Origin of the sequence: Pseudomonas sp. BP6 (assembly GCF_017875935.1) — a bacterium.
GTDB classification, from domain to species: domain Bacteria; phylum Pseudomonadota; class Gammaproteobacteria; order Pseudomonadales; family Pseudomonadaceae; genus Aquipseudomonas; species Aquipseudomonas putida_Y.
Genome location: NZ_JAGINI010000001.1, coordinates 2,460,042 through 2,476,684, shown reverse-complemented (window position 1 = coordinate 2,476,684; position 16,643 = coordinate 2,460,042). Strand labels below are relative to the sequence as shown.

Sequence of the window (16,643 nt, the reverse complement as noted above, 5' to 3'; positions counted from 1 at the left end):
CCGCAACGTACACCGGGGCGATGTGTCGGGTATGATGCGTGCCCCATCATTGTCACGAGGCCCGCCCCATGTCCCTGAGTGCTGAACAGATCGTTGAGTATCGCGCCTTTGCCGAGCAATTGGCCGATGCTGCCGCTGCAGCGATCGCGCCGTACTTCCGCGCCAGCCTGGATGTCGAGGACAAGGGCGGGCGCCTGTACGACCCGGTGACCGTGGCCGACAAGGCCGCCGAGGATGCCATGCGTGAGTTGATCCAGGCTCGGTATCCCGAACATGGCATTCTCGGTGAAGAGGCCGGCGTTGCAGTGGGCAGCAGCCCGTTGACCTGGGTGCTGGACCCGATCGACGGCACCCGGGCGTTCATTACCGGCCTGCCACTGTGGGGCACCCTGATTGCCCTGAATGACGGCACCCGCCCGGTGCTGGGCGTGATGAACCAGCCGTTCACCGGCGAACGTTTTGTGGGTACCCCGGCAGGCGCCTGGCGCAGTGGCACGCCGCTGAAGACGCGTGCCTGCACCGACCTGGCTGCCGCCACGCTGATGTGCACCACGCCGGACATGTTCGACACCGCCGAGCGCAAGGCAGCATTCGAAGCGGTCGCCGGCAAGGCGCGGTTGATGCGTTATGGCGGTGATTGCTATGCCTACTGCATGCTGGCCTCGGGCTTTGTCGACGTGATTGTCGAAGCGAGCCTTCAGCCGTATGACGTACAGGCGCTGATGCCGATCATCGAAGGGGCGGGTGGCGTCATCACGGCGTGGGATGGTAGTTCGGCGCAGGATGGCGGCTGCGTGGTGGCCTGTGGGGACCCTGCGCTGCATGCGCAGGTGGTGGAGATGTTGCGCCACGCCATGTGATCCGGGTTCGTCGCGCCTAGCCTCTTCGCGGGCGAGTCCCTTCTTGTGGGAGCGGGTTCACCCGCGAAGAGGCCGCCACAGGTTTCCATTCTCTCCAGCCACCGCACTTTTTCCCATTTTCGGGCTCTATGCTTGGCCAGGCCGCGCTGACTCCCGGCGCAGCCGCCGAATATCGACCCGGTACCGATGGTTGCAAGCTACCCGAATTTCCTCCCCCGCCTGCTACTGACAGGTGCCCTGGCATGCCTGTGCGCCTGCACGCAGCAGCAGGGCCGTGACATGGTCAACCAGCTCGGCAACGGCAAACCCAGCGAGCTGTTCCAGACCAGCGTCGACCGCCTGGCCACGCTGTCGATGCGCGACAACCTGCAAAGCCTGTACCTGCTGATGAACAAGCTGTACCTGCGCAACCCCAGCCAGTGGAAAGTGTCTGGCTACCTTGACGCCGCCACCGCCGAGCGACAGATCCGCATCGCCATCGAACAGCGCCGGCCGCTGCCGCAACTGGGCAACCGCCGTGACCTTGCAGCCTTGAGCTACGCCCTGAGCCCCGAGTTTCGCGGGGACCGCGTCGGAGCCTTCATCTACGCCATTGGCAGCATGCTGATCACCGCGCATGGTGGGCGTACCGAGTTCTACATGACCGATACCATCGACCCGCTGTTCGTCAACAACGCCGCGCGCAATATCGAGAAGGCAACATGGATGCTCAGCCAGCGGCAAGATGCCAATGGGGTGTTGCTGCTGTTCTCGAACGAGATCTCGGAGGAGGGCACCAACCTGAGTTTTGCCGTGGAGTTCGGCAAGATCGTCGCGCGGCTGGACTTGCTGGCCGAGTTGCTGGATGAGCGTTATCGGCGCATAGGCTTGAATTACGCGCAGAGCCTGTTGCTGATGAACTTCCTGCCGGTGCAGTGAATGACGGTCGTTGCAGGAGTGCTGATCCGGCGCCATGTGCAGGCCACGTGAGTGCTGAAAGATACTGTTCGATAAACGAACACACATGACGCCGGACCTGTCCGCTATCCGCCCAGCCAATCCCATCGTTGCATTGCCCAACCCCCGCCTTTTTGCTGTAGTGTCCCCTATCCGCCGGCTGTCGCCTGCCCCTGCGACGCGCTGCCAGCCCGATAGAATGACCGTGATGACCGCAACCACAGCCGACAAGGCGGTAGGGCGCGGCGACCAGAACAATAACGATACCGAGTGCCTTGCCTATGGAAAGCCGCCTGCTGAGCGAGCGCAGTAGCGTGTTTCACCACGCCGACCCTTACGCTGTGTCCGATTATGTGAACCAGCATGTAGGCCAGCATTGCATCGGTTTGTCCCGCACCACCCACCCCCAGGCCAGCCTCAGCCATCGCAAGTTCGCCGAGCTCGACCTGTGCCGTATCAGCTATGGCGGCAGTGTTCGCGTGACGTCGCCTGCGCTGGAAACCATCTACCACCTGCAGGTCTTGCTCAATGGCAATTGCCTGTGGCGCGGACACAAGCGCGAGCAGCACCTGGTGCCGGGCGAGCTGCTGCTGATCAACCCGGACGACCCGGTTGACCTCACCTATTCGGAAGACTGCGAGAAGTTCATCCTCAAGGTGCCAACCCGGCTGCTGGACTCGATCTGCGATGAACAGCGCTGGCAGCGGCCTGATGGGGGCGTGCGGTTCTTGCGCAATCATTACCGGCTGGATGAGCTGGATGGCTTCGTGAACCTGCTGGCCATGGTTTGCCATGAGGCGGAAGTGGGCGATTCACTGCCCAGGGTGCAGGGCCATTACAGCCAGATTGTCGCCAGCAAGCTGCTGACCCTGATGAGCACCAATATTCGCCGTGAGAGCCTCAGCTCAGCGGGTGCAAGCCTGGAGCGGATCATCGACTACATCGACCGCAACCTTAAGTCCGAGCTGACAGCGGAGACGCTGGCGGAGCAGGCATGCATGAGCCTGCGCTCGTTGTATGCGCTGTTCGACCGGCACCTGCAGACCACACCCAAGCAGTACGTGCGACAACGCAAGCTGGAACAGGTGCGTGCCTGCCTGGGCGATGTCAGTTGCTCGGTACGCAGCGTGACCGAACTGGCCATGGATTATGGTTTTCTGCACCTCGGGCGTTTTTCCGAGGTGTATCGACAGCAGTTTGGCGAATTGCCGTCCGAAACCTTGCGCAACCGGCGTTGAACCCTACCGGTCTCTCGCGGGTACGCCCGCGAAGAGACGCTTGAACCTGTTACCTCAACCTGCACAAAACGGATAGCACCCCGCACAAACCGGATATTGCGACCCAATCCCAGCCTCTAACCTGACCAGGTCTAAACAATAACAAGGGAGACCCTGGCCATGTCCCTGGGATTCGACTACCTCGATGCCATGCTCGAGGACGACCGTGAAAAGGGCATCTACCGCTGCAAGCGGGAGATGTTCACCGACCCACGCCTGTTCGACCTGGAGATGAAGCACATCTTCGAGGGCAACTGGATCTACCTGGCCCACGAAAGCCAGATCCCCGAGAAGAATGACTTCCTCACCCTGACCATGGGGCGCCAGCCGATTTTCATCGCGCGCAACAAGGACGGTGAGCTCAATGCCTTCCTCAACGCCTGCAGCCACCGCGGTGCCATGCTGTGCCGGCACAAGCGCGGCAACCGTTCCAGCTATACCTGCCCGTTCCACGGCTGGACGTTCAACAACAGCGGCAAACTGCTGAAGGTGAAAGACCCCAGCAACGCCGGCTACCCCGACAGCTTCAACTGCGACGGCTCCCACGACCTGACCAAGGTGGCACGCTTCGAGTCGTACCGGGGCTTCTTGTTCGGCAGCCTGAACGCCGATGTGAAGCCGCTGGTCGAGCACTTGGGCGAGTCGGCGAAGATCATCGACATGATCGTCGATCAGTCGCCTGAAGGCCTGGAAGTGCTGCGCGGTGCCAGCTCGTACATCTACGAAGGCAACTGGAAGCTCACCGCCGAAAACGGTGCTGACGGCTACCACGTAAGCTCCGTGCACTGGAACTACGCTGCCACCCAGAACCAGCGCAAGCAGCGCGAGGCGGGTGACGAGATCAAGACCATGAGCGCTGGTGCCTGGGCCAAGCAGGGCGGCGGTTTCTATTCCTTCGACCACGGCCACCTGCTGCTGTGGACCCGTTGGGCCAACCCCGAAGACCGCCCGGCCTACGAGCGCCGCGAGCAGCTGGCGGCCGATTTCGGCCAGGCGCGCGCCGACTGGATGATCGAAAATTCGCGCAACCTGTGCCTGTACCCGAACGTGTACCTGATGGACCAGTTCAGCTCGCAGATCCGCGTCGCCCGGCCGATTTCGGTGAACAAGACCGAAATCACCATCTACTGCATCGCGCCGAAAGGCGAGAGCGCCGATGCCCGTGCCAAGCGTATTCGCCAGTACGAAGACTTCTTCAACGTCAGCGGCATGGCCACCCCGGACGACCTGGAAGAATTCCGCTCGTGCCAGACCGGCTATGGTGGCGGCACGGGCTGGAACGACATGTCTCGCGGCGCGAAACACTGGGTCGAAGGCGCCGATGAGGCGGCCAGGGAGATTGAGCTCGAACCCCTGCTGTCTGGCGTGCGTACCGAAGACGAAGGCCTGTTCGTGCTGCAGCACAAGTACTGGCAAGACACCATGATTCAGGCCCTCAAGGACGAACAGCAGCTGATCCCCGTGGAGGCCGTGCAATGAGCCTGTATGAAACCGTGCGCGACTTTCTCTACCGCGAAGCGCGCTATCTGGACGATGCCCAGTGGGACCAGTGGCTGGAACTGTACGCCAGCGATGCCAGCTTCTGGATGCCGAGCTGGGACGATGACGATACCCTCACCGAAGACCCACAAAGCGAAATCTCGCTGATCTGGTACGGCAACCGTGGCGGCCTGGAAGACCGCGTGTTCCGCATCAAGACTGAGCGCTCCAGTGCGACCGTGCCCGACACCCGCACTTCGCACAACATCAGCAACATCGAGATCGTCGAGCAGGGCGAGGGCAACTGCCAGGTGCGCTTCAACTGGCACACCCTGAGCTTCCGCTACAAGACCACCGACAGTTACTTCGGCACCAGCTTCTACACCCTCGACCTGCGCGGCGAGCAGCCGCTGATCAAGGCCAAGAAGGTGGTGCTGAAAAACGACTACGTCCGCCAGGTCATCGACATCTACCACATCTGATACAGGGTATTGCGAGCATTGCCCGGTGCGTCTTGTGACGCGCCGTGGCCTGGCTCGCCCGCGAGGTGCAACATGAGCTACCAGATCGCACTGAATTTCGAAGACGGGGTTACCCGTTTCATTGAAGCCACCGGTCAGGAAACCGTGGCCGACGCCGCTTACCGCCAGGGTATGAACATCCCTCTGGACTGCCGCGACGGTGCTTGCGGTACCTGCAAGTGCAAGGCTGAGTCCGGTCGTTATGACCTTGGCGACAACTTCATCGAAGACGCCTTGAGCGAAGATGAAATCGCCGAAGGCTACGTGCTGACGTGCCAGATGCGCGCCGAAAGCGACTGCGTCATCCGCATCCCGGCTTCGTCGCAGCTGTGCAAGACCGAGCAGGCCACTTTCGAGGCCGCCATCAGCGATGTGCGCCAACTCTCGGTCAGCACCATTGCCCTGTCGATCAAGGGTGAGGCCCTGAGCCGTCTGGCCTTCCTGCCGGGGCAGTACGTCAACCTCAAGGTGCCAGGCAGCGAGCAGAGCCGGGCCTACTCGTTCAGCTCGCTGCAGAAGGACGGTGAAGTCAGCTTCCTGATCCGCAACGTACCGGGTGGGCTGATGAGCAGCTTCCTGACCAACCTTGCCAAAGCCGGCGACAGCCTGAGCCTGGCCGGGCCGTTGGGCAGCTTCTACCTGCGGCCGATCCAGCGCCCGCTGTTGCTGCTCGCGGGTGGTACCGGGCTGGCACCGTTCACCGCGATGCTGGAGAAGATCGCCGAGCAAGGCAGTGAACACCCGCTGCACCTGATCTATGGCGTGACCAACGACTTCGACCTGGTCGAACTCGACCGCCTGCAAGCGTTGGCGGCACGCATCCCCAACTTCACCTACAGCGCCTGCGTCGCCAACCCGGACAGCCAGTACCCGCAGAAGGGCTATGTCACCCAGCACATCGAGCCACGCCACCTCAATGACGGCAATGTGGACGTATACCTGTGCGGGCCGCCACCCATGGTGGAAGCGGTCAGCCAGTACGTGCGCGAACAAGGCATTACCCCGGCCAACTTCTACTACGAGAAGTTTGCGGCTGCGGCCTGACAGCCCCTCTGATTCAAAGCAATACGCCGACCCTGTGGGAGCGGGCGAGCCCGCGAAGCAGGTTGCGCGGTGGATGGCACGGGCTTCGCCCGTGTTCGCGGGCAAGCCCGCTCCCACAGTGATCGCGCAGCCTTTCAGGCTTTGAGCAAGACAGTTGCAGCCACAGGGTCTCTCGCGAACTGGAGATTTGCATATGAACAACAGATTCCAAGGCAAGGTCGCCCTGGTCACCGGTGCCGCCCAAGGCATCGGCCGGGGCGTGTGCTGGCGGCTCAAGGCCGAAGGCGCACACGTGGTCGCGGTAGACCGTTCCGAGCTGGTCCACGAGCTGGCGGGCGAAGGCATGCTTACCCTCACCGCCGACCTGGAGCAACACACCGATTGCACCCGGGTCATGGCCAGTGCGGTGGAAACCTTCGGCCGCCTCGACATCTTGGTCAACAACGTCGGCGGCACCATCTGGGCCAAGCCTTTCGAGCACTACGAAGTCGAGCAGATCGAGGCCGAAGTGCGCCGTTCGCTGTTCCCGACACTGTGGTGCTGCCATGCCGCGCTGCCTTACATGCTTGAACGTGGCAGCGGCGTCATCGTCAACGTTTCTTCCATCGCCACCCGTGGCGTCAACCGTGTGCCCTATGGCGCGGCCAAAGGCGGCGTCAACGCGCTCACTGCCTGCCTGGCCTTCGAAACCGCCGGCCGGGGCATCCGCGTCAACGCCACTGCGCCAGGCGGCACTGAAGCGCCGCCCCGGCGGGTACCGCGCAACAGTGCCGAGCAAACCGAGCAGGAAAAGCGCTGGTACCAGCAGATCGTCGACCAGACCCTGGGCAGCAGCCTGATGCACCGTTACGGCAGCATCGACGAGCAGGTGGGGGCCATTCTGTTCCTCGCTTCCGACGAAGCCTCGTACATCACCGGCGTGACCCTCCCGGTAGGGGGCGGCGACCTCGGCTGAACTGCAACCTCAAGGCAAAAGCTTTCTTCCACAACAAAAACAAGAGCGACAGATGCCATGCGAACCCTTGACGTACACCCGATCATCGACAATGCGCGCTTTACCTCGTTTCACTGGATGGTCATGGCCTGGTGCGGCCTGCTGCTGATTTTCGACGGCTATGACCTGTTCATCTACGGTGTGGTACTGCCGGTCATCATGAAAGAGTGGGGCCTGACCCCGTTGCAGGCCGGCGCGTTGGGCAGCTATGCGCTGTTCGGCATGATGTTCGGCGCCCTGGTCTTCGGCAGCCTGGCCGACCGCATCGGGCGCAAGAAGGGCATTGCCATCTGTTTTGCCTTGTTCTCGGGGGCGACCATCCTCAATGGCTTCGCCAGCAGCCCGAGCGAGTTTGGCATCTACCGCTTCATCGCCGGCCTGGGCTGTGGCGGCCTGATGCCCAACGCCGTGGCACTGATGAACGAATACGCGCCCAAGCGCCTGCGCAGCACGCTGGTGGCGATCATGTTCAGTGGCTATTCGCTGGGCGGCATGCTGTCGGCAGGTGTCGGCATCTTCATGCTGCCGCGTTTTGGCTGGGAGTCGATGTTCTTCGCCGCAGCGGTGCCACTGCTGCTGTTACCGGTGATTCTCTACTACCTGCCTGAATCCATCGGCTTCCTGGTGCGCCAAGGCCGTGTCGAGGAAGCACGCACGCTGCTCAAACGGCTGGACCCGGACTGCGATGTCCAGGCCGATGACATGCTTCAGGCAACCGACCGCAAAGGCAGCGGCGCTTCGGTGCTGGAACTGTTCCGCAATGGCCTGGCGATTCGCACCTTGGCGCTATGGGTTGCGTTCTTCTGCTGCCTGCTGATGGTCTACGCACTGAGTTCCTGGCTGCCAAAACTGATGGCCAACGCCGGCTACAGCCTGGGCTCAAGCCTGTCGTTCCTGCTGGCACTGAACTTTGGCGGCATGGCCGGGGCGATCCTCGGTGGCTGGCTGGGTGATCGCTACAACCTGGTCAAGGTGAAGGTGGCGTTCTTCATTGCCGCGGCACTGTCGATCAGCCTGCTGGGGTTGAACAGCCCGATGCCGGTGCTGTACCTGCTGATCTTCATCGCCGGCGCCACCAGCATTGGTACGCAGATTCTGCTGTATGCCGGCGCTGCCCAGATGTACGGCCTGTCGGTGCGCTCTACCGGCCTGGGCTGGGCCTCGGGCATCGGCCGTAATGGCGCCATCGTCGGCCCGTTGCTGGGTGGTGCGCTGATGGGCATCAACCTGCCACTTCAACTCAATTTCATCGCCTTCGCCATTCCTGGCGCTATCGCCGCGCTGGCCATGGCCGTGCACCTGGCCAGTGGTCGGCGCCACGCCCAGACCCTTGCCGCGCAGGCCTGAACCGAACAGAACAAGACGAGGTAACCCCCATGACGGTGAACATTTCCCATACTGCCGAGGTACAGCAGTTCTTCGAGGAGGCTGCAGGTTTTGGTAATGCGGCCGGCAACCCACGCCTCAAACGCATTGTGCAGCGCCTGCTACAGGATACCGCGCGGCTGATCGAAGACCTGGACATCAGCGAAGACGAGTTCTGGCACGCCGTCGATTACCTCAACCGCCTGGGCGGTCGCGGCGAAGCCGGGCTGCTGGTGGCGGGGCTGGGCATCGAGCACTTCCTCGACCTGCTGCAGGATGCCAAGGACCAGGCGGCAGGACGCGTTGGCGGTACCCCACGCACCATCGAAGGCCCGTTGTACGTGGCTGGCGCACCGATTGCCCAAGGTGAAGTGCGCATGGACGACGGCAGCGAGGAGGGCGTCGCCACGGTGATGTTCCTGGAAGGCCAGGTGCTGGACCCGCACGGACACCCGCTGCCGGGTGCCACGGTCGACCTGTGGCATGCCAATACCCGTGGTACCTATTCGTTCTTCGACCAAAGCCAGTCGGCGTACAACCTGCGTCGGCGCATCGTTACCGATGCCCAGGGGCGGTACCGCGCGCGCTCCATCGTGCCATCGGGCTATGGCTGCGACCCGCAGGGGCCAACCCAGGAATGCCTGGACCTGCTGGGCCGTCATGGCCAGCGCCCGGCGCACGTGCACTTCTTCATCTCGGCGCCAGGGTACCGGCACCTGACCACGCAGATAAACCTGTCGGGGGACAAGTACCTGTGGGATGACTTTGCCTATGCCACACGGGATGGGCTGGTCGGGGAGGTGGTGTTCGTCGAAGGGCCGGATGGTCGGCATGCCGAGTTGAAGTTCGACTTCCAGTTGCAGCAGGCCCAGGGCGGTGTCGATGAGCAGCGCAGCGGGCGGCCGCGGGCTTTGCAGGAGGCCTGATCCACCGCGTGGGCTGTTTCGCGGGCATGCCCGCTCCCACAGGTGAAGCCTGTGCAGTCGTTGTTGGAGCGGGCATGCCCGCGAAGCAGACAACCCCCAAACAAGAGCCCGCCACAAAGGCCGGCCGCTGCCTTGCGAGACGCTTCATGAAAACGCTGATCAAGGACTGCTCTGTGTCGGCCATTGTCGCCGGCTGCATTGCCACGACGATCTCCTACGCCGGCCCGTTGGTGATCATTTTCCACGCCGCCGAAGCGGCCGGCCTGTCGCACCAGCAGTTGTCGTCCTGGGTCTGGGCCGTGTCCATGGGCAGTGCGGTGCTCGGTGCGCTGCTCAGCCTGCGCTACCGCGTGCCGGTAGTGATCGCCTGGTCGATCCCGGGGTCGGCGCTGTTGGTCACTGCCTTGCCGCAACTGGGCCTGGAGCAGGCCGTGGGTGCCTACCTGGTGGCCAACCTGGTCCTGCTGCTGATCGGCATCAGCGGGGCCTTCGACCGCATCATCGCGCGCCTGCCGGGCTCTATCGCTGCCGGCATGCAGGCCGGGATCCTGTTCAGCTTTGGCATCGAGGTGTTCCGCGCCTTGCCGGTGCAACCGCTGCTGGTACTGGCGATGTTCGTCACCTATGTGCTGATGCGCCGGGTGCAGCCGCGCTATGCCGTGGCTGCGGTGCTGGGCGTAGGCATGCTGGTGACCGTGGTCAGCGGTACGTTGCGCAGCGAGGCACTGGTGCTGGAATTGGCCTCACCTCAGTGGGTCACCCCCCAGTTCAGCCTGTCGGCGGTATTCAGCCTGGCGCTGCCGATGGTGCTGGTGGCGCTGACCGGGCAATTCATGCCGGGTATGGCGGTACTGCGCAACGCTGGCTATCCCACGCCGGCCAGCCCGCTGATCAGCGCCAGTGCCCTGGTCGGTGCGCTACTGGCGCCGTTCGGTTGCCACGGGCTGAACCTGGCGGCGGTTACCGCCAGCCTGTGCACCGGCCATGAGGCCCATGAAAACCCGCAACGGCGTTATGTGGCAGCGGTGGCTGGCAGTGCGTTGTACCTGCTACTGGGCATTGCCGGGGCCACCTTGATGTCGCTGTTCGCCGCCTTTCCCGCCGTACTGATCGCTGCCCTGGCCGGTTTGGCCCTGTATGGCGCCATCAGCGAAGCCTTGGTCCGCAGCCTGGCAGAGCCGGCCGAGCGCGATGCCGGACTGTTCACCTTCCTGGTCACCGCTTCGGGGGTGGCTTTCCTGGGCCTGTCGGCAGCGTTCTGGGGGCTGCTGTTCGGTCTGCTGGCCCACGCGCTGCTGAGGCTGCGCCAACCAAGTGCCCGGGAGGTGCTGCGCCGTACACCATGAACTGTCGTGTTTCCAACGCTTTACCCATAAAAACAAGATCAAGAGAGCTTCGAAATGAACCACACCCCTTGCGTTGCCCTGGGCCTGACATTGCTCAGCCAGCCACTGCTGGCTGCCGAAGGCGGCTTCTTCGAGGATTCGAAGGCCAGCCTGAGTGCCCGTAACTACTACTTCAGCCGCGATTTTTCCGACATTGTGGGGGCCAACAAACAGTCCAAGGCCGAGGAGTGGGCCCAGGGTTTCATCCTCGACTTCAAAAGTGGCTACACCCCGGGCCCGGTCGGCTTTGGCGTAGACGCCCTGGGCTTGCTGGGGATCAAGCTGGACAGCAGTCCAGACCGTACCAACACCGGCCTGTTGCCGGTGCATGGCGACGGCCGCGCTGCCGATGAGTACAGCCGTCTGGCGCCTACCTTCAAGGCCCGGCTATCGAAAACCGAACTGCGTGCAGGTGAACTGCAACCGAACCTGCCGGTGCTGACCTTCAGTGATATTCGCCTGTTGCCACCCACCTATCAGGGCGTGAGTCTGAGTTCGTCGGAAATCGACGGGCTGACCATGCAGGCCGGGCACTTGAAAAGCACCCATCTGCGCAACGAAGGCGGCGACGGCAAGATGAACGCGATGCTCGGCCATGTGCCGATGCGGCAGGCCGAAAGCGACGCGTTCAACTATGTGGGTGGGGACTATGCGTTCAATGCCAACCAGAGCAGCGTCAGCCTTTGGTACGGTCAGCTGGAGGACATCTACCAACAGGGCTTTGTTGGCCTGAAACACAGCAAACCGGTCGGGGACTGGGTACTCAGCGCCAACCTGGGTTATTTCTCCGCGCGTGAAGACGGTGGTGCGCTGCTGGGCAATATCGACAACCAGGCGTTCTTCTCGATGTTCACCGCCCGGCATGGCGGGCACAGCTTTCATGCCGGCTACCAGGGTATTTATGGCGATAGCCCGTTTCCACGGGTATTCGCCAACATCTCGCCGCTGGGCAACGAGGTGCCGACCTATGAGTTTGCCTACACGGACGAACGCTCGTACCAGGTGCGTTACGACTACAACTTCGCCGCCATGGGCGTGCCGGGCCTGACAGCGACCGTGCGCTACATAACCGGTAACAATGTCGATACCGGGCTGGGTTACGAAGGGCGTGATCGCGAGCGTGATCTGGATATCGGCTATGCGGTGCAGAGCGGGGCGCTGAAAGGCTTGGGGATACGGGTGAGGAACGCCATGGCGCGCTCCAACTACCGCAGTGATATCGACGAGAACCGCCTGACGCTGGTGTACACCTGGCAGCTGTTCTAAGCCATTCAGTAGAATTGCGCATCAGGGGTGTATGAGGGTAGCTTGCGGAAACGACTCTTTCAGGAATCCCCCCTTGGACTCCATCACCCAAGCCGTACTCGGCGCGGCGCTGCAAGGGACCGTGCTCGGGCGCATCCAGGGCCGACGCTCGCTGCTGTACGGTGCAGCACTGGGCACGTTGCCGGACCTGGATGTGATCATTCGCTACGCCGACCCGGTGTCGCAGATGACCTACCACCGTGGTTTTTCCCACTCGCTGTTCGTGCTAACGGGGCTGGCCTTGCTGCTGGCCTGGCTGGTCAACAAATGCTGGCCTGGCAAGGGCTATACCTTGCCACGGCTGTTCCTCGCATTCTGGCTGGTACTGGTTACCCACCCGTTGCTGGACGCCTTTACGGTCTACGGCACGCAGCTGTTCTGGCCACTGCAAGGCACCCCGCAAAGCTGGGCGGCGGTGTTCATCATCGACCCGGTCTATACCGTGCCACTGCTGCTGGCGGTCATCTACGCCATCGCCAAGGGCGTGACTGCCAGGGCTAAACGCCTATTGACCCTGGCGCTGGTATTCAGTACCACTTACCTGGGGTTTGGCCTTGCCGGGCGCATGGCGGCCGAGCAGCGCTTCGAGGCGGCGCTGCACCAGCGCGGTATCGCTACCAACGAGGTCCGCGCCGTGCCGATCGCGTTCAACAGCCTGGTCTGGCGGGTGCTGGCCAAGACTGCGGAAGGGGATTACTACGAAGGCATCAGCAGTGCATTCGACCGGCAAGCGCCCGAGATGCAACGCTTGTCACGTAACCTGCAGCTTGCCCAAGCGCTGAGCGATGATCCCCTGCACCAGCGGTTGCGCTGGTTCACCGATGACTGGCTGCGATACGACCAGATCGGTGATGCGCTGGTGGTCACCGACCTGCGTATGGGTATTCCAGGCAACTACACCTTCCGTTTCAACATGGCCCACCGTGACAACCAGGGGCGCTGGATTGTCGATGTGCCTTCGATGTTCCAGGGCGCTGGCCCAGGTTCGATGTTCAGTGGTGCAGACCTGGCGTTGATCTGGCGGCGCATTATCGAACAGCAACCACCCTTGCCTCTGGCAGTGTGGACCGAACGCTACCTGGGCGTCAGCCCCGTAGAGCGCGAGCACTAGCGCTTGCGCTCGGCCGGGCTGGATCTGGTCAAATGGACGGCGATGTTGACCATGGTCGTCGATCACTTACGTTTTCTGTGGCCCGAGGCCGATAGCCTGTTCGTGTTGGGGCGGCTGGCGTTTCCGCTGTTCTGCCTGGCGATTGCAGTGAATGTGGGACGAGCCCGTGCGGGGGCGTTGTATACCCGTGGCAACCTGCGCTACCTGGCGCTGATGCTGATGTTCGCGGTGCTGTCCGAGCCTGCGTATCGTTGGCTGGACAGTGGCTCGCAGACATTCAGCGTGATGCCGACCTTGTTATTGGGGTTGGTGGTTGCCTGGGGTGTGCATCACCCCTTGATATCGGCACGCGTGCTCGGCATCGCCGGCCTGCTGGCGGGTTGGTTGTTGCGTGAGCAGCTGATGTATGGGTTGCCGGGGGTGTTGCTGCCGGGCGCCTGGTTGATGGCGCGCAGGCAGGGTGGGGTTGTCGGGTTGTTGCCTTGCCTGTTGGCTGCGGGCGGCAATCTGACCAATAGCTGGTTGCGCGAGCACCTGTTGGCGCCGTTCACGGTGCTGACACTGACTGCTGCAATTCTGGCGATTCCGCTCGGGGTGCTGTTGTTACGGCATGATGAATGGCGGGTGCCCGTAGTGGGGCGCTGGGGTTACCTGTTCTATCCGCTGCATTTGCTGGTCATCAAGGTCCTGTCATGAGCCAGGCATCGGGCCGCGGTGATCAAGGTGGGGGGCGGGAGCCCCGCGTCGGGCCCCCATTGCCCGCGAAGAGGCCAGTACAGCAAGACGCTCAGCTGCGTGCCAACCGCCCACTCACATAATGCGCGACATCATTGAACCCTGGGGTCGACGCATGCCCCGGCGTCACCAGTGAGTCAATGAACGCCTCGTCCTCTGCGGTGATCTTCACCGCCAGCGCACCGCCATAGGTCTCCCACTGTTCCTCGGTGCGAGGCCCTACGATAGCGGAACTCACCAGCTGGTTGTTCAATACCCAGGCAATGGCAAACTCGACGATCCCCACACCTTTGGCCTCGACATAGGCCTGGATCTGCCGGGCAATCGCCAGCGATTCCTGGCGCCACTCCACCTCCATGATGCGCTTGTCCTGGCGCCCGGCACGGCTGCCAGCGTCCGGCACCGCCCCGGGCGCGTACTTGCCGCTGAGCACGCCTCGCGCCAGCGGGCTGAACGGCACCACGCCCAGACCGTGCGCGGCCGCAGCAGTGAGTTGCTCTGGCTCGGCCTGGCGGTTGACGATGTTGTACAGTGGCTGGCTGACTACCGGCTTGGGTACGCCAAGGCGCTCGGCAATATGACAGACCTCGGCAATGCGCCAGCCACGGAAATTGGACACCCCCCAGTAGCGGATCTTGCCTTGGCGCAACAAGTCGCCAATGGCCTGCACGGTCTCTTCCAGCGGTACCTTGTGGTCTTCGCGGTGCAGGTAGTAGATGTCCAGGTAGTCCATGCCCATGCGGGTCAGCGTGGCATCCACGGCATTGAAGATGTGCTTGCGCGACAACCCGCTGCGGTTGGGCAGGCCGTCGGCCGGGCCGAAGCCGACCTTGCTGGCGACCACCCAGTCATGGCGATGGCGCGCCACGGCTTCACCGACGATTTCTTCCGAGCGCCCGGCGTTGTACACGTCGGCGGTGTCGATGAAGTTGATGCCTTGGTCCCAGGCCTTGTCGATGATGCGCAGGGCATCATCGGTACTGGTCTGCTCGCCGAACATCATGCTGCCCAGGGTAAGGGCGGAAACCTGCAGGCCACTGTGGCCGAGGGGGCGGTAGATCATGCGCGTGGGTCCTTGTGCAGTCGGCTGACCTGCCTGTTTTACACACAACCGGGAAGCATTGAAAGGCACCGCTCAGCCAATGAGCGCCAAAGCCTCCTGCAGGCTTAACGGGCGCTTCAGGCGTTGCGACAGTGTCGCCATGGCATCGGAATAACCTTTGGCGATAACGGCCTCGACGCGCTCATCCACACACTGCAGGGCAACGAAATCGCCTTTTTCCGGCTCCCCGACGAATTCGATCCGGTTCCAGTCCCTGGCATGACCCAGCACTTCATAGGTACTGCCGTGCTGGTAGGTCCAGAAGAAGGGTACATCGGCATAACGGCGCTGTTCGCCAAGCATGTTGGCGGCGGCGATAACCCCGTGTTGCTGGGCCAGGCGCCAGTGTTCGATGCGCACCGGGCGCCCCGTGAGCGGGAACGTGGCAATGTCACCTGCGGCCCACAAACCGTCAGCTGCGCGCATTTCTGCGTCGACCCTCACCGATTTGTCTTCGCCAAGCGGCACACCTTGAAGGAACGCGGTGGCGGGTTTTACCCCGGTGCCGAGCAGGACCAAGGGGGTCTGCAGCCGTTCACCATTGGCCAGTTTCACCGCTTCGGCCTTGTCCTGGCCTTCGATCCGCTCGACCTCGGTAGGGCCATGGAAGGTGATCCCTTTTCGTTCATGCAGCGCGCGAATGCAGCGCCCGATCCGCTCACCCAACTGTCGGGCCAGAGGGACTTCGTGGCGTGTGACCACGTGCACCTGCAAGCCATATTTGCGCAATGCCGAGGCTGCCTCCAGGCCGATGAAGCCGTCACCGACGATGACCACCGGCTGGCCAGGCTCGGCTGCATCGAGCAGCTGTGCAGCATCTTCCAGTGAGCGGAGGGTGAACACCCCGGGCAAGTCGGCACCGGGAATGTCTGGGCGCAGTGCTTTACCGCCGGTTGCCAGCAGGCAGGCGTGGTAATCGATCTGCTGACCATCGGCGAGGGTGACCTGGCGCTTCTGGCTGTTCAGGGTGCGCACCTTGCCGCACTTGCGTTCCAGCTGGCCCTTGCGCAGGGCGTCGGCTTCGAGCAGCGGGGGGACCTCATCGGGCGGCATCTGCCCGGCAATCACGAATTTGCTCAGTGCTGTGCGGTCGTAGGCCGGCTGGCGTTCCTGATCGATCCATACCAACCGGCCAGCGAAGCCATGAGCCAGCAGGGTGGCGACGGCGGCGCTGCCGGCGGCACCGGCGCCGACTACCACGAAACAGCGGGCATCGCTGTACCTGGGCGGTTCGGTTGCCGGCAGGGGCTGGTCATCGACCCAGACTTCATCGCCCTTGATCCACGCCCTGTAGCGGCGCAGGTCGGCCAGCGCAGGCGGCTCACAGACCACGCCGTCGTCAACCGCGAACGCAGCTTTGTGCCATGGGCAGACCAGCAGGCCACCGCAGACTACGCCTTCGTCGAGTGGGGCTCCGGCATGGGGGCAGTTGCCTTGATAAGCGTGTACCTGCTCCCCTTGACGGACGAGGATGAGTTCTTCGCTACCGGCTTGGACGCGCAGGGGGCGGTGTTCGTCGAGCTGGGCCAAGCGTGCCACGGCGTGCTGGGTCATGGGGGGCTTCTCCAAAGGGGCCTTTGGAATCATTTGACGCCAGGGGCGG

15 protein-coding genes are annotated in these 16,643 nt (G+C 62.9%); 13 read left to right on the top strand and 2 right to left on the bottom strand.

The window, feature by feature from the left end; translation table 11 throughout:
* Positions 1-68: 68 nt before the first annotated feature.
* The 13 genes from hisN (at position 69) to J3A98_RS11255 (ending at position 13,899) form a co-directional block, all read left to right on the top strand.
* Positions 69-860, top strand: a complete 792-nt coding sequence (hisN, locus tag J3A98_RS11315; RefSeq protein ID WP_176684274.1) for a histidinol-phosphatase — start codon at positions 69-71, stop codon at positions 858-860.
* Between the two features lie 186 nt (positions 861-1,046).
* Positions 1,047-1,778: a hypothetical protein gene (locus J3A98_RS11310; protein WP_176684273.1), complete on the top strand. Its 732-nt coding sequence runs from the start codon at positions 1,047-1,049 to the stop codon at positions 1,776-1,778.
* Positions 1,779-2,077: 299 nt separating this feature from the next.
* Positions 2,078-3,034, top strand: a complete 957-nt coding sequence (locus tag J3A98_RS11305) for an AraC family transcriptional regulator (RefSeq protein WP_209966199.1) — start codon at positions 2,078-2,080, stop codon at positions 3,032-3,034.
* A gap of 159 nt (positions 3,035-3,193) precedes the next feature.
* A complete protein-coding gene (benA, locus tag J3A98_RS11300; RefSeq protein ID WP_209966197.1) occupies positions 3,194-4,552 on the top strand; it encodes a benzoate 1,2-dioxygenase large subunit in 1,359 nt (452 codons plus the stop codon).
* On the top strand, positions 4,549-5,034 hold the full coding sequence (gene benB / locus J3A98_RS11295) for a benzoate 1,2-dioxygenase small subunit (protein WP_209966195.1): 486 nt from the start codon (positions 4,549-4,551) through the stop codon (positions 5,032-5,034). Before benA ends, benB begins: the two co-directional genes overlap by 4 nt.
* A gap of 72 nt (positions 5,035-5,106) precedes the next feature.
* Positions 5,107-6,117, top strand: a complete 1,011-nt coding sequence (gene benC, locus J3A98_RS11290) for a benzoate 1,2-dioxygenase electron transfer component BenC (protein ID WP_209966193.1) — start codon at positions 5,107-5,109, stop codon at positions 6,115-6,117.
* A gap of 193 nt (positions 6,118-6,310) precedes the next feature.
* Positions 6,311-7,072: a 1,6-dihydroxycyclohexa-2,4-diene-1-carboxylate dehydrogenase gene (locus J3A98_RS11285; RefSeq protein ID WP_209966191.1), complete on the top strand. Its 762-nt coding sequence runs from the start codon at positions 6,311-6,313 to the stop codon at positions 7,070-7,072.
* Between the two features lie 57 nt (positions 7,073-7,129).
* Positions 7,130-8,458 carry an aromatic acid/H+ symport family MFS transporter gene (locus tag J3A98_RS11280; protein ID WP_209966189.1) on the top strand — a complete coding sequence of 443 codons (1,329 nt, stop codon included), beginning with the start codon at positions 7,130-7,132 and terminating at the stop codon, positions 8,456-8,458.
* A gap of 29 nt (positions 8,459-8,487) precedes the next feature.
* Positions 8,488-9,402, top strand: coding sequence for a catechol 1,2-dioxygenase (catA, locus tag J3A98_RS11275; protein WP_209966187.1), 915 nt, complete (start codon positions 8,488-8,490; stop codon positions 9,400-9,402).
* Positions 9,403-9,548: 146 nt separating this feature from the next.
* Positions 9,549-10,748, top strand: coding sequence for a benzoate/H(+) symporter BenE family transporter (locus J3A98_RS11270; protein WP_209966185.1), 1,200 nt, complete (start codon positions 9,549-9,551; stop codon positions 10,746-10,748).
* 54 nt (positions 10,749-10,802) lie between these two features.
* Positions 10,803-12,053: an OprD family porin gene (locus tag J3A98_RS11265; protein ID WP_209966183.1), complete on the top strand. Its 1,251-nt coding sequence runs from the start codon at positions 10,803-10,805 to the stop codon at positions 12,051-12,053.
* A 73-nt stretch (positions 12,054-12,126) separates the two neighbouring features.
* The gene (locus J3A98_RS11260) at positions 12,127-13,203 is read left to right on the top strand and encodes a metal-dependent hydrolase (protein WP_209966181.1); all 1,077 of its coding nucleotides are present in this window, start codon (positions 12,127-12,129) and stop codon (positions 13,201-13,203) included.
* A gap of 3 nt (positions 13,204-13,206) precedes the next feature.
* Positions 13,207-13,899 carry a TraX family protein gene (locus J3A98_RS11255; protein ID WP_209966179.1) on the top strand — a complete coding sequence of 231 codons (693 nt, stop codon included), beginning with the start codon at positions 13,207-13,209 and terminating at the stop codon, positions 13,897-13,899.
* A 91-nt stretch (positions 13,900-13,990) separates the two neighbouring features.
* Here J3A98_RS11255 and J3A98_RS11250 read toward each other — a convergent pair whose 3' ends face one another.
* Positions 13,991-15,001, bottom strand: coding sequence for an aldo/keto reductase (locus tag J3A98_RS11250; protein ID WP_176684263.1), 1,011 nt, complete (start codon positions 14,999-15,001; stop codon positions 13,991-13,993).
* A gap of 72 nt (positions 15,002-15,073) precedes the next feature.
* On the bottom strand, positions 15,074-16,594 hold the full coding sequence (locus J3A98_RS11245; protein WP_209966177.1) for an FAD-dependent oxidoreductase: 1,521 nt from the start codon (positions 16,592-16,594) through the stop codon (positions 15,074-15,076).
* Positions 16,595-16,643: the final 49 nt, after the last annotated feature.